Source organism: Bacillus cereus group sp. BfR-BA-01524, from assembly GCF_022662595.1.
GTDB lineage: Bacteria > Bacillota > Bacilli > Bacillales > Bacillaceae_G > Bacillus_A > Bacillus_A thuringiensis_S.
In genome coordinates, this window is sequence record NZ_JAKUDW010000113.1 from 1 (window position 1) to 16647 (window position 16647).

Sequence of the window (16647 nt, forward strand, 5' to 3'; positions counted from 1 at the left end):
TTCATCCTGAGCCAGGATCAAACTCTCCAATAAAGTTAGTTTGTCTAGCATCTAAAAATAAAAATTGACGTTTCACGTTGTTTGTTTCGTTCAGTTTTCAAAGAACTACTTGGTCGCTCATTTGCGACTTCCTTATGTTAACATCTTCATTTTTCAATGTCAACTAAGTTTTTTAATTTCTTTTTGTCGTTTTCTGCGTTTCCGCATCAGCGACGGTTATTAATATATCATGCAGTATATACAGGGTCAATACTTTTTACAAAAAAATTTCACATCCCGTTAAAAACTTAAAAATCGCTGTAAAAATCATTATAGCACCCATTCATTCTTCATGGCCCCCTCCTATCCATTTCATATCTTATCCCTTTATCAATTTACACGAGAGTGAAAATTCTAAATTTTATGTTATATTATTATTATAGGAGTGTGGTGAGAATGAGCATTAAGTATTCAAACAAAATCAATAAAATCCGGACCTTTGCATTAAGTTTAGTATTTATCGGCCTCTTCATTGCATACTTAGGTGTCTTTTTCCGCGAAAACATTATTGTTATGACAACGTTTATGATGGTTGGCTTTTTAGCTGTTATCGCTAGCACTGTCGTTTACTTTTGGATTGGTATGTTATCTACTAAGACTATCCAAATTATTTGTCCAAGCTGTGATAAGCCAACAAAAATGCTCGGCCGTGTCGATGCATGTATGCACTGCAATCAACCTTTAACACTAGATCGAGATCTAGAAGGAAAAGAATTTGATGAAAAGTATAATAAGAAGAGTTATAAATCATAAGTATCAAGGGAAATACGAGTTTGCAACACTACAAACGTTTCAACTCATTAAAAAGTTGATTTATTAAGAAATCAACTTTTTAATTGTTTTATTAAATTTATTACACCTATTTTTTCGAAATAACAGTAAACATCCCTGTCATGTTAGGCGAATAATCTTTAAAATCATATTTTTCGTAGAATGACGTTTTACCTTGCGACGCAAACAAACCAATGAATGCTTTATCTGGAGCATTCTGATTTAAGTATTCTACTAAAGTATTCATTATTTCCTTTCCAATACCATTCTTTTGATACTCTGGATGAACCACTATATCTTGAATATAGAAATAGATAGCCCCATCACCAACAATTCTCCCCATGCCGATGATTTGATTATTATCCTTGACTGTTATACAGTAAATCGAATTTTGAAGTGATATTTCCGCCACCTCAAAGTTCATATAATTAGTCCATCCCACAGAATCACATAAATATTTATATTCTTCCAATGTTGGAATGTCACTTTTAATCTCATATTTCTTCAAAATGTCCCCTCCAAGAATTCATTTCCACCAATACAAAGTAAATTCGACAAACTTTTATCTAACCCTCCTTACTAACTTAGCACTGTAAATCCCGATTAACCTCACGCTAATCCTTATATAATAAAGAAAGAGGCTGACGTATAGCCGTCAGCCTCTTTCTTTATTATATATTACGCCTTATGACACTCTGGACAAACGCCATAAATTTCTAAGCGATGACTATTGATAACGAAGCCTGTCGTTTTCGCAGCTTCCTCTTCCAGCTTTTCCAAGCCTCCATAAGGAAAATCAACAATCTTACCACATTTTTCGCAAATTACATGATAATGTTGACTTGTAACATAATCAAATCTACTTGAAGCGTCTCCATAAGTTAATTCCTTTACAAGTCCAACCTCTTTAAACACACGTAAGTTATTATAGACAGTTGCAACACTCATATTTGGAAACTTACCTTCTAATGCTTTATAAATATCATCCGCTGTTGGGTGCGTCATTGATTCCACAAGGTACTCTAAAATAGCATGACGCTGTGGAGTAATGCGTACACCCGTATTTTTCAGCATTTCTAGCGCTTCTTTTAATTCTTCTTTGACCACCGTCATGCACCCCGATTCTATACGGATTATTATTTTATAATTCTTATAAAGAGTGTACTCCTTTTCTTATAAATCGTCAATATTTCTACTATAAGTATGTGGTTTATTTTTATATTCAGGGCTTGTTTTTATGTATCTTTCCCTTTTCCCTCATAATATTACATAGAAAAAAGTGCGACATAATCGCACTTGGAATACTATCATCTGAGGAGGTATGCCCTACACTTCCACTTTATGTAAGGCAGTAAAATATGTATAGACACTTGCCTTGTTTCTGCATATTTTATCTCCACTATAGATTTATTTTATATAAGAAAGAACATCCTCAATATGTCCTTTCACTTTCACTTTACGCCACTCTTTTACAAGTTCACCGTCTTTATTAATAAGGAATGTAGAACGCTCGATTCCCATATACTCTTTCCCAAAGTTCTTTTTCAACTTCCAAACATCATATAACTCTGCTACTTTATGATCTTCATCTACTAAAAGTGTAAATGGCAATTCATGTTTCTCAATGAATTTCAAATGTCTATTCGCTGAATCAGGACTTACTCCAAGAATAACCGTATCCTTCTCTTGAAATACTCCATACGCATCACGAAAATCACATGCTTCAGTTGTACATCCTGGCGTCATATCTTTCGGGTAAAAATAGAGAACTACATTTTTACCGCGGAAATCAGCTAGGCTAACTTCTTCTCCGTTACTTCCCTCTAATGTGAATTCTGGTGCCATTTCTCCTACTGTAATCATAGTTATCACTCCTACTCTTTTCCTTTACTATAACAAATGCTTCCTTATTTTTCATTGCCTATTACAGACCTCATCACAAAAGCAAAAGGGAGTGTATATCCAATTAGCGCTTCTGCGATTGCAATCCATCGCCCAATTCCAATCGGAGATATGTCACCATATCCAACAGACAATAAAGTAACTGCGCTAAAATATAAACAAACTTCAACGAGTTGAAAAGAATGAGCATTCAAACTTTCTCCGTCCTCTTTCAAAACTGAGAAACCCATTTCCTCTAATACAACGTAACTTAATCCAAACGCGATCAGTACTGTTGTATAGATCAAAAATAATGTGGCCAAATTATACAGCGAAAAAAAACGCGTTGAATCTGAATATGAACTCCATAATAATTGGACACTTTTCAAAATAGCGATTGCTGCAATTAATAGAATAAATCCCCATAACATGTCCTCCACCTCATTTTATATGTATGAGGTGGAGGACTGATTTATCCCTTAGAAACGAACAAGCTTCTATAATTAATTACCCGCGCCACGGTACCTTTTTACTCCTTGGTTCCAGAGGTTGATTGCAATCGTAAAACAGATAACACCAACAATTGGCGTCGCGAATGCATAACTATTCCATTCTGTTTTTCTTAAAAAGTATGCTGCTGGATATACTCCAACAAACGCAAACGGTAAAACAAACGTTAAAATGAAACGAATTACACGATTATAAATATTAACAGGATAGCGCCCGTAATTACCTATGTTATACATAAGGGGCATAATTGAACTTTTCGCATCCGACCAAAAACCAAGGCTCGCAAGCGTAACAAATATCCCTCCATATACAAGCGCTCCTCCTCCTACCATCAATATAAATAAAAAGAAATCATACCAGTAAAAAGATAATTGTAACTCCACAGCTGCATATCCCATTACAACAATCCCTGTAATGGCTCCAATTAAAGATTCAAGTTCCATTCTTTCTAATATAATTTGAAATAAGCTATGAATCGGTCGCGTTAATACACGATCCATCTCCCCTTTAATAATGTATCGATCATTAAAGTCCCATATATTAAAGAAAGCTGAAAAAATGGCAAATGGCACTAAAAAGAACCCATAAATAAAGATTACCTCTTCTCGACTCCATCCCTTCAATGCTTGTGTATGCCCAAATACAACGAGAATAAATATTAAATTAACTGCTTGAAGCGATAAATCAGAAAGTAAACCAACGATAAAATCGCCTCGATACTCCAATTTCGTTTTTATATATTGACTTGCATATTGTAAAAATAAGTTTATATATAGCATCTCATCATCCCCCTTGTACAATTAGACGTTTTCTCGCCGTTCTCCACATGAGTACAATTGGAATAATAAGTACAATTGCCCAAATCACTTGAAATACTAAAGCCTCATACAACTTACTCCCCTGTATACCTTCAGAAAAAATCATACTTGGAATATAACTAATCGCCTGAAACGGTAAAAACATCATTGCTTTTTGGGCCCATAACGGATAAAAACTAATTGGTAATAATAGACCTGAAAATAAATCAATAACAACGCGTTTTGCATACATAATTCCACTATTATTAAATAGGAAAAACGTAAGCATTCCCGTCATTAAATTAATTTGTGTATTAATAATAAAACTAAATATTAAAGATAAGAAGAAATATAACCAAGTTTGAAAATTCGTTGTAATTTGCAACGAAAATAATAACGTAACGATAACCATGCCTGGAATAGAAAAGAAGGCAAAACGGAATATTCCCTCGCCAAGACCTTGCATAACTTTCATTCCCAAATAGTTATACGGACGAATTAATTCTACAGCCACACGTCCTTCTTGAATCTCCATCGCAATTTCCCTATCTATATTATTAAAATAGAAGGCACGTGCCATCCAAGCGATTGCGATATACGTGGTCATTTGCGAAATAGATAAACTTTCAATATTCTCTTTTCCGCTATAAATTGCTTGCCATAAGAAATAGTAAGCACCGATATTAATTGTATAAATTAAAATCCCGCTATAGTAATTTGTACGATACGCAAGCATCATTAAAAAGCGAATTCGAATCATTTCAATATACTTACCCATGCGTAATACCTTCTTCATAAATGTTACGAATAATTTCCTCTGTAGACACTTCGTTAATTTTTAAATCTTTAATTTGAAATGCTTGTACTACTTTAGAAATAAGCATTGAAATAATAACTTCTTCATTCGGAATTTTTGCAACCCACGCGTTTTCCTCTTTCGCTTTCGACCAAACGACATGATTATCTGGCATAACCATTGATAAAGCCTGATAGGAAACTGGTGCAACAAACTGAAAGTGTATTTCCTTCTCTGCTCCCCACTGCGTACGAAGATTATTTAAAGAACCGTCATACATAATATTTCCTTCATCCAGCATGATAACACGCTCACATAAAGCTTCAATATCAGTAATATCATGAGTAGTTAATAAAATTGTTGTTTTATAACGTTCATTCATTTCTTTTAAAAATTCACGTATTTTCAATTTCACAAGTACATCTAACCCAATTGTTGGCTCATCTAAAAATAATAACGGTGGATTATGAATTAAGGCTGCTGCTAATTCACAACGCATCCTTTGACCAAGAGATAATTTTCGAACTGGTTTATCTAATAAAGGTCCTATATCTAACGTTTCAATTACGTGCTCCATATGCTCCTTATACTGAGCGTCTGATACACCATACACCTTCTTTAATAAACGAAACGATTCTTGGACTGCAATATCCCACCAAAGTTGCGAGCGCTGTCCAAAGACAACACCAATTGTTCTTACAAATTCTTCTCTTTGTTTATGTGGATTCATTCCATTTACTATGATTTGCCCTGATGTCGGAGTCAAAATCCCCGTAAGCATTTTAATTGTTGTTGATTTACCAGCACCGTTCTCACCGATATAACCAACCATTTCACCTTGCTTTACAGTAAAAGATACATCATTTACTGCTGGTACTATTTTATAATTACGATTTAATAAATCGCGAAATGCACCCTTTAAGCCCGGACGACTTGAATAGGCTGTAAACTCTTTACGTAACCCTTGTACCTCAATTACCGATTTCATAATCGGACCCCCCTCCTAAATGTCACAACGAATAGTTTACCCAACTGCCTTCGCTATCACAAACAATACGTCTTTTCGAAAAACATGTTAGAATAATACATAGATTTTTGTAAGGAGATGAATTGTAGTGAAATTCACAAAGTCAGAAGCATTACATAAAGAAGCTTTAGAGCATATCGTTGGCGGTGTTAACAGTCCTTCTCGTTCTTTTAAAGCAGTTGGCGGCGGCGCTCCTGTTGCTATGGAACGCGGGAAAGGCGCTTATTTCTGGGATATAGACGGAAATAAATATATCGATTATTTAGCAGCATACGGTCCTATTATTACTGGACATGCTCATCCGCATATAACAAAAGCAATTACAACAGCTGCTGAAAATGGGGTACTTTATGGAACACCAACAGCGCTAGAGGTAAAATTCGCAAAAATGTTAAAAGAAGCAATGCCTGCATTAGATAAAGTCCGTTTTGTAAACTCTGGTACAGAAGCAGTGATGACAACGATTCGTGTTGCTCGTGCTTATACAGGTCGCACAAAAATCATGAAATTTGCTGGTTGTTACCACGGTCATTCTGATTTAGTACTTGTGGCAGCTGGATCTGGTCCTTCTACTTTAGGAACTCCTGACTCAGCTGGCGTACCACAAAGTATCGCACAAGAAGTTATTACCGTTCCATTTAATAATGTAGAAACTTTAAAAGAAGCGTTAGATAAATGGGGTCATGAAGTAGCAGCTATCCTTGTAGAACCAATCGTTGGAAACTTCGGTATTGTAGAGCCTAAACCAGGATTCCTTGAAAAAGTGAATGAACTTGTTCACGAAGCTGGCGCACTAGTAATTTACGATGAAGTTATTACTGCTTTCCGCTTTATGTACGGTGGTGCTCAAGACTTACTTGGTGTGACACCTGACTTAACAGCGCTTGGTAAAGTTATTGGCGGCGGTTTACCGATCGGTGCTTACGGTGGTAAGAAAGAAATTATGGAACAAGTTGCTCCGCTAGGACCTGCATACCAAGCTGGTACAATGGCAGGAAATCCTGCTTCTATGGCATCAGGTATCGCTTGTCTAGAAGTGCTTCAACAAGAAGGACTTTACGAGAAATTAGATGAACTTGGTGCAATGCTTGAAAAAGGAATTTTAGAGCAAGCAACGAAACATAATATCGACATTACATTAAACCGTCTAAAAGGAGCTTTAACTGTATACTTCACAACAAATACAATTGAAGATTACGATGCCGCACAAGATACAGACGGTGAAATGTTCGGTAAATTCTTCAAGCTTATGCTGCAAGAAGGAGTTAACTTAGCACCTTCTAAATACGAGGCATGGTTCTTAACGACAGAACATACAAAAGAAGATATTGAATATACAATCGAAGCTGTCGGCAGAGCATTTGCTGCCCTAGCAGACAATAAATAATCCCGTCATTAAAAGGAAAAAAGAAAGCTCACCTTTCTTTTTTCCTTTTTTCTATTTCATAAATTCCGTATTAATAGTATAATTATTCATAATTATCTGTTTTATATTCTTTTACAGCATTACTATCTCTGTGTACAAGGTGATTTGCACCTTAAATAGTAAGATTATTCTAACTTTTACAAGAGGGGGGATTGACGGATGCTCAATACAAAAAATACATGGACACCGTCTTTATTTCGAGATTATAGAAATGCAGAACACGATGCGTGTGGAATCGTTTCCGTTATGGAGAAACGAAAAATTGCTACAAAAGAAAACATTGACCTTTGTATACAATCACTCGTCAAAATGAATCATAGAGCTGGTTTCATTAATGGCGAGGGCGATGGGATCGGCATTCACATTGATATACCAAAAGCGCTTTGGAATGAAAAACTAAAAAGTAGCGGATATAATCCAACGATTGTGGATCATCCCCACTTTATCGTTGGACATTTTTTTCTAAATAAAAAAGAAAACATTACTATCTTAAAAGATTATATTCGTACGCAATTAAACAACAAAAACTTTACAATCATTTTCGAAAGTGATGATGTAACAAACTCGGATGCACTCGGTCCACTTGGTAAACAAGAAGAACCTTTATTTTGGCAAGTTGCCCTTATCGCAGAAAACGAAATTACAAATATTGAGCAAACATTATTTGCTGTCACAATAAAAATAGAGGAAAACGAAGCAATTCATGTTGCTTCATTAAGTCGTGATCATGTTGTATATAAAGTTCTAGGTGCTGGTGATACACTTGTTGCCTACTATAATGATTTACAACATCCACTTATCGCTTCAACTATGACATTAGGACATAACCGCTACTCTACTAATACATTATCTAATTTTTTTCGTGTACAACCATTTAGCATTCTCGGACATAATGGTGAAATTAACACAATTGCAAAATTACGCGATCAGGCTGAAATGATTGATGTACCACTTACTGCTGGAGGCAGTGACTCTCAAGATTTAAACCGCACCTTAGAAACCCTACTTGTTCAATACGACTACAGCTTATTTGAAGCAATGGAAATTCTATTCCCACCAATTATTAATGAAATTAAACTTTATGAAACACCTTTACAAGATTTATATACGTATATACGTGAAGCATGGGGACATTTTGCACAAGGACCAGCTGGAATCATTTCCCGTTTTAAAGATGAAGCTGTTTTCAGTGTTGATTCCCTTGGATTACGCCCCGTATGGAAAGTAGAGACAGAGAGCTCTTTTATTTTCTCTTCTGAACCTGGAGTTGTATCACCAACTAAATATGTAGCAGAACCAAAACCACTCGCTCCTGGAGAAAAAGTCGGATTAAAATGGAATGAACAAGATGAACTTGTTCTTTATGAATATGACAAATATCAAATCCAAGTATATAACCGTTTTAAAAAGCGAATTGATACTACCAATTACCATTTAAATTTATCTATCCCTGAAACGAAAAAAATCCAAGGGCTATGTGATTCTGTTCAAGTTGAAACGAAACAATACGTCGCTTTCGGATGGGACCGAGAACATATTCAGCTCCTTGAACAGATGGCAACAAAAGGCGTTGAGCCAATACGCTCACTTGGGCATGACTCACCACTTGCCGCACTTGATACTGATAGACGAAATATCGCTGACTTTATTAAAGAAAGTGTAGCTGTTGTTACAAACCCTGCAATTGACCGCGACCGTGAAATTGAACACTTCTCTACACGTACTGTACTTGGAGAGCGTCCAAGTTTATTAATCGGTGCAAAACGGCCATTTGTAGTTGAAATGCTTTCACCGATTATTTTAGAAGGCAGTGTGGCACAACCCATTGCAGAGGAATTACACACAATTACGTACGAACAACTCATAGAGCTATTTATGACTCATAACTCTATCGCCACAATCTCTGCTACATTCAGTTTGTCAGAAACCCTGCAATGTGCATTAAGCCGCATTAGTTCTGAAGCGATAGCTGCTGTTAACAATGGTGCTTCTCTACTAGTATTAGATGACGCAAAAGCCCATCTAAATGAACGCTTGTGGATTGATCCACATTTAGTTACCGCTAAAGTACATCAAGCATTAAGTGAAAATAAATTACGCCGCAATTGTTCTCTCGTTATACGTTCTGGTGCCCTTCGCTCCTTACATGACATTGTCACGCTATATGGATTAGGAGCAGATAGTATTAATCCATATTTATTATTCGCGACTGTAAATGATGGAACAAAAACACCAATTACGAATCTGTATAATGCACTTAATAAAGGATTAGAAAAAGTCATTTCAACAATTGGAATTCATGAGTTACGTGGTTACGGACGTCTCTATTCATCTATTGGGTTACATGAGGAAATCGCAAATATATTACAAATTACAAATTTCTTCGGTTCAAATGATTTAGCTTTTTCACTTGAATCACTTGCTGAAGATGCAAAAATACGAGCAGAGGATTATAACAATCCTAAAATTAGAATGCGAAAATCATTTCATATATTCCCGCGAATTTGGAAAGCAATTGGCGATGTTGCAAAAGGAAATTCTTATGATGATTACCGTGACAAGTTAAGTGAACTAGAAGAGAATAATCCAATCGCAATCAGACACCTTGTTCAAACGAAACAAACAAAACATGTCGTTCCAACTGAAGAAGTATCTATCGGCATTCAAAATCATAATTTACCATTTATTATTAGTTCTATGTCATTTGGTTCTCAAAACGAAATCGCCTTTCGCGCATATGCAGAAGCGGCCGATCAGCTAAATATGATTAGCTTGAACGGTGAAGGCGGCGAAATTAAAGATATGATTGGGAAATACCCACATACACGTGGACAACAAGTGGCATCTGGACGATTTGGAGTAAATGCCGAACTACTAAACTCATCAAACTTAATTGAAATCAAGATCGGTCAAGGCGCAAAGCCTGGGGAAGGTGGACATTTACCTGGTTCAAAAGTGACAGCCAAAATAGCTGAAGCACGTAATGCGACAATCGGCTCAGATTTAATTTCACCTTCTAATAACCATGATATTTATTCAATTGAAGATTTAGCTCAAATGATTACAGAAATTAAAACAGCTAATCAACTTGCCAAAGTAGCCGTGAAAGTCCCTGTCGTTCCTAATATCGGAACAATTGCTGTCGGTATCGCCAAAGCTGGTGCTGATTTTATTAACATTAGCGGATTCGATGGCGGAACAGGTGCTGCACGTATTCACGCATTGCAGCATGTAGGTCTTCCTGTAGAAATTGGTGTTAAAGCCGCTCACAACGCTTTATTAGAAGCAAGTATGAGACATAAAGTAGAGATTTGGGCAGATGGTGGTATTCGAAGTGTAAATGATGCCTTGAAAATCATGCTCCTCGGAGCAAACCGTATTGGATTTGGCACACTATCAATGATTGCAATCGGTTGTACTACTTGCCGTGGGTGCCATCTAGATACTTGCCATGTTGGAATTGCGACACAAATTGAGTCTGAAGCACAAGCAAAAGAACATGGATTACGCCGCTTCGTCCCGCGCGAATTAGAAAGCGCAGTTGCCGGCCTGTTAAATTTATTCACCTCTTTCGGTGTAGAACTAAAACGATTAACAGGACAGCTTGGATATACAAATTTACAAGCAATTGTCGGGCGTTCTGATTTATTAGAGCAAGTTCGAGGCGAAAATTTATTAAACTTATGTAATTTACTACAAATAATAGAACATCCATCTGTTACAACAACAGAAGACGTACCGGAAAAACAATTTAAAACCGTTCATTCCGCTGACTCAAAAGAATTAGTAGGCGTTGGTGTAGAGCAACGCGTTATGGGTGGTCTAGAATCATGTTATCGCGTTCGCAGTAAACTATATGAAGCTACTCAACTTGAACCACTTACATTAAAGTATACGAATGGTTCTATTCCCGGAAATGGGTTAGGTGCTTACAATAGTGAAAATTTATTTATACACGTAAATGGCGGCGCACAAGATGGCATTGGTAAAACTTCCTTTGGTGGTGGTATTTATATCACGAAATCAAAAGGAAAAGACGGAGTATATTATAACGGTTCTGTCGGAAAAGGATTTGGATATGGTGCACAAAAAGGGGCACTATACGTGCAAGGTAACGCTGATGCTCGCGCTGGCATTCGCCTTTCTGGGGCAGACATGATAATTGGAGGTAGAATAACAAAACCACTCCGTGAAAAAGAGCACGGAAATATAGGGGCATACTCCAATATTAAAGGGTTTGCTTTTGAATATATGACAAATGGGCGAGCGCTTGTTTTAGGTGACCCTGGTCCATGGATTTGCGCCGGCATGACTGGCGGTATTGTTTATTTGCGTCATGATTCAAACTTAGGCTTAACAGAACAGGCCTTAAAAAGAAGAATCGCAAAAGGGGCAAATGTTACATTACAACCAATTAGTAAAAATGGTTTGAAAGATGTAACTGAATTATTGCTAGACTATATTCGTGTACTAAACGAGCATGAGCAATATGAGGAAGTTGCTTTGTTAACTCCGTTATTAGATGATATACAAAACCAGTTTTTTGAAATTATCCCGAAAAAAGAACAGGCAGATCCATCTATCTCAACAGAGTAACATGAGTAATTTTCATTATTAAGAAAAAATTGACGAAGTACACTTCTCATAGTAATCTATAGTAACAATTTGAGACCTGCTGAAATTCAGCAGGTCTTTTTACTAAAAACTGATGTTTAAAAGAAATTAGGAAAAATTATAAAGTGAAACTTTAATTAGCCTACAGCAATTGAACGTTTACCGGCATCCAGCTACTGAATTTAGAGGCGGGAATCTTACTGTTCACAATTAGCGCGATAAAATAAATACTAATTTCTTTTAACGTCACTAAAATATCACTTGCTAACATATTGTAATGAATGTATAGTATCATGTTGTACATTCATTATGACAAGAGAAAGGATCTTATTAAGGGTATGAAACTTGGTGCTCGCATTTTAAAAACGGGTATTGCCATCACGTTAGCTTTATTTGCTTGTATTTTACTTCAATTACCGAGTCCGGTATTTGCGGGAATTTCAGCTATCTTTGCTGTTCAACCGTCTGTATACCGTTCTTATTTAACCGCACTTGAACAAATTCAAGCAAATGTAATTGGTGCGATATTTGCTATCGCATTTGCTACTGCTTTTGGACATAATCCTTTTATTATTGGATTAACATGTATATTAGTAATTGCTCTTACACTGCAATTACGATTAGAAAACACAATATCAATTGCTTTAGTAACAGTTATCGCCATTATGGAGTATCAAGGCGAAGATTTCTTTAGTTTTGCCTTACTTCGCTTTGCAACGATTATGATTGGTATTATTGCGGCTTCACTTGTAAATTTAGTATTTATGCCGCCCAAATATGAAACAAAACTTTATCATCGTATCGTTGATAATACAGAAGAAATTGTAAAATGGATTCGAATGAATAGCAGGCAAGCTTCTGATTTTACAACGCTAAAAACTGATATTGATCGTATGAAAGAAAAAATGATCAAACTAAACCATTACTATTTGCTGTATAAAGAAGAAAGAAGCTACACGAAAAAAGTAAAGTTCGCAAAAATTCGTAAGCTCGTTTTATTCAGACAAATGTTAGCGACAACAAGCCGTGCTTTAAGTACGTTAAAATCATTACACCGTACTGAAAATGAACTGCGCTATATGCCGGAAGAATTTCAGGAATCTATCCAAAACGAACTTGACTCATTAACGCATTATCATGAACAAGTTTTATTAAAATTTATTGGTAAAGCAAAAAAACAACAATCAGTTGAAATGCTTGATGAAGTTGAAACAGGTAAACAAGAATTAATTGATATCTTTATGGAATATCAAAATAAGGACGATGAAGAAGCATATAAAACATGGTTACACCTCTTCCCTCTTATTTCTTCCATCATTAACTATAGTGAAGAAGTAGAGCATTTAGATTTACTTGTAGATAGCTTCTACACATACCATAAACCAGAAAAAGAACTCCAAATCGATGATAAAAAAGAAGACGAATAAAAAAACAGCTCCTTTTATGCTAAAGGAGCTGTTTCTGTTATATGTTGAAGTTGATATAAATTGTAATAAAATCCTCTTTTTCGCATTAACTCTGCATGAGAACCAGTCTCTTTAATCTCACCGTCTTCAATGTAAATAATCGTATCAACATGCGTAATCGTCGCTAATCGATGTGCGATTATAATCGTCGTCCGGTCAGCAGCTAACGTCTGAAGCGCCTCTTGAATATACCTTTCATTTTCTAAATCTAATGCCGAAGTTGCTTCATCTAATATAAGGACCGACGGATTCTTTAGAAACACTCGTGCAATTGCCACGCGTTGTCTTTGCCCGCCCGATAGCTTCACACCACGTTCTCCAACGACAGTATTATAACCATCTGGTAAGTCTATAATAAAATCATGAATTTGCGCAGCTTTGGCAGCTGCAATCACTTCTTGCTCTGTAGCTTTCGGATTTCCATATAAAATATTAGCTCCAATTGTATCGCTAAACAATAAATTATCTTGCAGTACAATTCCAATATTACTACGTAAATTTCTCATATTATACTTTCTTACATCTATCCCATCTACATAAACCGCACCTTCAGAAACATCATAGAAACGCGGGATCAAACTAGCAAGAGATGACTTTCCTCCCCCACTCGCTCCTACAAGCGCTACTTTCTCCCCAGGCTGCATAGTTAATGACAGGTTGTGTAATATCTCTTTTTCATCTGCATTATAACGAAAAAAAACATTATCAAATACAATTTCTCCATTTAATTTTTTCGTTTGTACCGCATTTGGCACATTAACAATATCGTATTTTTCATCTAACAGTTCAAACACTCGGTCCATCGATGCAAAAGATTGTGTTAATGTTGTAGATGAATTAACAAGGCGGCGAAGCGGACTATATAAACTATCCATATATCCAACAAAAGCTACCATCGTTCCTAGCGTTAACTGCCCCTGAATTACTTCATATGCTGCAAAACCAATCACAAGTAACGGACCTAAATCTGTTAACGTATTTACTGCCGAAAATGTTCTCGCCGTCCAACTTGTATGGGTTAATGCTTTCGTTAAAAATTCATTATTTCTTTTTTCAAACTGCTTCCCCTCATACTCTTCTAACGCAAAGCTACGTGTCACTTGCATCCCTTGAATACGTTCATGCAAATACCCTTGCATCGTCGCTAACGCTTGTGAACGCTCTTTCGTCAATTTCCGAAGACGTCCGAAAAAATATTTCACTGCAATTACATAAATAGGTAAAATAAATAACGCAACAAATGTTAATTTTATATTCATAGAAAACATAACAATGATGGCAATAGCAATTGTTGCAGTATCTAACCAGACGTTCATCAAACCAGTAATTACAAAATCTTTCGTTTGTTCTACATCATGGATGACGCGCGAAATAACCTCTCCTGTTTTTGTATTGGAGTAATAACGTAAACTTAACTTTTGTAAGTGACCGAAAATATACTTCCGTAAATCATACAGTATTGTATTTGCGATACGCTGCGCGAAATATTGACGATAATATTCAATCGGTGGTCTTAATACCGCAAAAATAAAAAAAGCAATTCCAATCGCTGTTATTAATTGAGATGTTTTATCTTGAAGTGAACCTCCGCCTTGAATTACATCATCGATAATATACTTTAATAACCACGGCATAATAAGTGGGATACCAAACTTAACTAGTCCAATAATAATTGTAATAGCGATAAGCCATCGATATGGTTTAACAAATTGTAAATATCTTTTTATGCCCTGCACATAATCCCCCCTCTAATAGGACAAACCTGCCGGGAAGCCCCCTGCAGGTTTGTTTTAATTTCTGTACATTAAATATCGTTCATACCACATATCTACGAAGTCTGGTGCGAACGGACCTTTTCTTTGATGAATCCACTGTGTTAAATGTGCTACATTTCGTTTTAAAATTGTATCGATAACAGGTGGATACTGCATAATTTGACTATGTTTTTCATACTCATCTTCATCTAGAAGCGTATATGTCATATCTGGATACACTTTAATATCTAAATCATAATCAATATACTTTAATGCTTCAGAATCATACGCAAAAGGGGAGCTTAAATTACAATAATAATATACGCCCTCTTCCCTAAGCATCCCAATCACATTAAACCAATAGTTGGCATGAAAATAACAAATTGCTGGTTCACGCGTAATCCATGTTCGGCCATCCGATTCTGTAACTACTGTACGATCATTCGCTCCGATCACAAGACTCTGTGTCCCTTTTAAAATTGTTGTTTCTTCCCACATTCTATGAATGGAGCCATTATGTTTATAACTATGTATTTGTACTTTTTCTCCTTCTTTGGGAAATCCCATATATGCTCCCTTCTTTCAACTGCAAATGCCCTTTGAACGGCATTCACTTTTCTTCTATTATAACTTTTTTGTCAAAATTTTAAAACTAAAGGGATAAGACTCTATTTTCCACACTGAATATGCAGGAGGTTTAACGTTGAATACAATAATACCCAATCTTCTCAGAAAACAAGGATTGTACTGTATTATTTATAAACGAGGACATGTAATAGAAAAAGCCCCTCTCTATTTGAAGGACTTTTCACCTGAAGGCAATAATATATCTTATCCTAAATTTGAAATCATTTTTTCAGTTTCAAAAGATTTTATCACACTATTCGTTTGCTTTTCGAATTTTTCATGTAATAGCTTCAACGCTACTTCTGTTCTATATATTTCTTGGCGAATAAAATGTAAGTCTTTTTTATCGCACGTATCCTTTTCACTCATTTCAATTTGCTGATACTTCTCTAAGTGTGATTGCAATTTTAACAGCTCATCCATCGTTTCCAATTGTTCTCCCACCAACTTATCAAAATCGTTCATTACTTACCCCCTTTTGGATTTCTTCATCAGTTATTATTCCTAATTACATATTTCTAATCTTTAACTTCCTTCTCCTTTGACAACATTTGTTGACTTATTAGAAGTTATGTCGTTCACTTTCTTTTCATTACAATGACCCACACACAAAGAAAACACTTCTCTCGAATTGGAGAAGTGTTTTTCTTTCATTACTCGTTTGAACTAGAAGATTGCGATTGTTTTGCAGCTGACTTAGCATTTTGTTTTTTCACAGCATGCACGTCTGTTTCAGTTGCAAATTCTGTACCATAACTAGCGTTTGCACTTTGTGTACCAGAAGCTTGTGCTTTCTTTGCTTCTGATTGTGCGTTTGCTTGTTTTACTGCTTGTACATTTGTTTCAGTTGCAAACTCTGTACCATAACTAGCATTTGTACTTTGAATACTAGCACCAGAAGTTGCCTTGTTATAACCTTGTTGTTTTTTACTCATCTTT

At 35.9% G+C, this 16647-nt stretch carries 15 protein-coding genes; 4 read left to right on the forward strand and 11 right to left on the reverse strand.

Features of this window, described 5'->3' with window-relative positions; translation table 11 throughout:
- Positions 1–435: 435 nt before the first annotated feature.
- Positions 436–792, forward strand: a complete 357-nt coding sequence (locus tag MR170_RS26225; protein WP_000025067.1) for a YgzB family protein — start codon at positions 436–438, stop codon at positions 790–792.
- Between the two features lie 106 nt (positions 793–898).
- Here the strand turns inward: MR170_RS26225 and MR170_RS26230 are convergent, their stop codons facing one another.
- The 7 genes from MR170_RS26230 to MR170_RS26260 form a co-directional block, all read right to left on the reverse strand.
- Positions 899–1318, reverse strand: a complete 420-nt coding sequence (locus MR170_RS26230) for a GNAT family N-acetyltransferase (protein WP_016083614.1) — start codon at positions 1316–1318, stop codon at positions 899–901.
- A 170-nt stretch (positions 1319–1488) separates the two neighbouring features.
- On the reverse strand, positions 1489–1917 hold the full coding sequence (gene perR, locus MR170_RS26235) for a peroxide-responsive transcriptional repressor PerR (RefSeq protein ID WP_000237829.1): 429 nt from the start codon (positions 1915–1917) through the stop codon (positions 1489–1491).
- Between the two features lie 300 nt (positions 1918–2217).
- On the reverse strand, positions 2218–2673 hold the full coding sequence (gene bcp / locus MR170_RS26240; RefSeq protein ID WP_000633711.1) for a thioredoxin-dependent thiol peroxidase: 456 nt from the start codon (positions 2671–2673) through the stop codon (positions 2218–2220).
- Between the two features lie 44 nt (positions 2674–2717).
- Positions 2718–3122: a potassium channel family protein gene (locus tag MR170_RS26245; protein ID WP_016083615.1), complete on the reverse strand. Its 405-nt coding sequence runs from the start codon at positions 3120–3122 to the stop codon at positions 2718–2720.
- 72 nt (positions 3123–3194) lie between these two features.
- Positions 3195–3980 carry an ABC transporter permease gene (locus MR170_RS26250; RefSeq protein ID WP_016083616.1) on the reverse strand — a complete coding sequence of 262 codons (786 nt, stop codon included), beginning with the start codon at positions 3978–3980 and terminating at the stop codon, positions 3195–3197.
- Between the two features lie 4 nt (positions 3981–3984).
- Positions 3985–4776 (reverse strand): ABC transporter permease, encoded by a 792-nt coding sequence (locus tag MR170_RS26255; protein WP_000521519.1) that lies wholly within the window; start codon positions 4774–4776, stop codon positions 3985–3987.
- Positions 4769–5782 carry an ABC transporter ATP-binding protein gene (locus MR170_RS26260; protein WP_016083617.1) on the reverse strand — a complete coding sequence of 338 codons (1014 nt, stop codon included), beginning with the start codon at positions 5780–5782 and terminating at the stop codon, positions 4769–4771. Before MR170_RS26260 ends, MR170_RS26255 begins: the two co-directional genes overlap by 8 nt.
- 127 nt (positions 5783–5909) lie before the next feature.
- Between MR170_RS26260 and hemL the strand changes: the two genes are divergently transcribed.
- From hemL to MR170_RS26275, 3 genes are all read left to right on the forward strand, one after another.
- Complete coding sequence (gene hemL / locus MR170_RS26265; protein WP_242309958.1) at positions 5910–7208, forward strand: glutamate-1-semialdehyde-2,1-aminomutase; 1299 nt, start codon at positions 5910–5912, stop codon at positions 7206–7208.
- 198 nt (positions 7209–7406) lie between these two features.
- On the forward strand, positions 7407–11843 hold the full coding sequence (locus MR170_RS26270; RefSeq protein WP_242309961.1) for a glutamate synthase-related protein: 4437 nt from the start codon (positions 7407–7409) through the stop codon (positions 11841–11843).
- A gap of 356 nt (positions 11844–12199) precedes the next feature.
- On the forward strand, positions 12200–13288 hold the full coding sequence (locus MR170_RS26275) for an aromatic acid exporter family protein (RefSeq protein WP_000765787.1): 1089 nt from the start codon (positions 12200–12202) through the stop codon (positions 13286–13288).
- 14 nt (positions 13289–13302) lie between these two features.
- On the opposite strand, the gene MR170_RS26280 is transcribed toward MR170_RS26275, so the two are convergent.
- From MR170_RS26280 to MR170_RS26295, 4 genes are all read right to left on the reverse strand, one after another.
- Positions 13303–15063 carry an ABC transporter ATP-binding protein gene (locus MR170_RS26280; protein WP_242309964.1) on the reverse strand — a complete coding sequence of 587 codons (1761 nt, stop codon included), beginning with the start codon at positions 15061–15063 and terminating at the stop codon, positions 13303–13305.
- A gap of 54 nt (positions 15064–15117) precedes the next feature.
- The gene (gene ntdP, locus MR170_RS26285) at positions 15118–15648 is read right to left on the reverse strand and encodes a nucleoside tri-diphosphate phosphatase (protein ID WP_000506627.1); all 531 of its coding nucleotides are present in this window, start codon (positions 15646–15648) and stop codon (positions 15118–15120) included.
- A gap of 264 nt (positions 15649–15912) precedes the next feature.
- Positions 15913–16173: a YgaB family protein gene (locus tag MR170_RS26290; RefSeq protein WP_000997587.1), complete on the reverse strand. Its 261-nt coding sequence runs from the start codon at positions 16171–16173 to the stop codon at positions 15913–15915.
- 188 nt (positions 16174–16361) lie between these two features.
- The gene (locus MR170_RS26295) at positions 16362–16643 is read right to left on the reverse strand and encodes a gamma-type small acid-soluble spore protein (RefSeq protein ID WP_242309966.1); all 282 of its coding nucleotides are present in this window, start codon (positions 16641–16643) and stop codon (positions 16362–16364) included.
- Between the last annotated feature and the right edge of the window lie 4 nt (positions 16644–16647).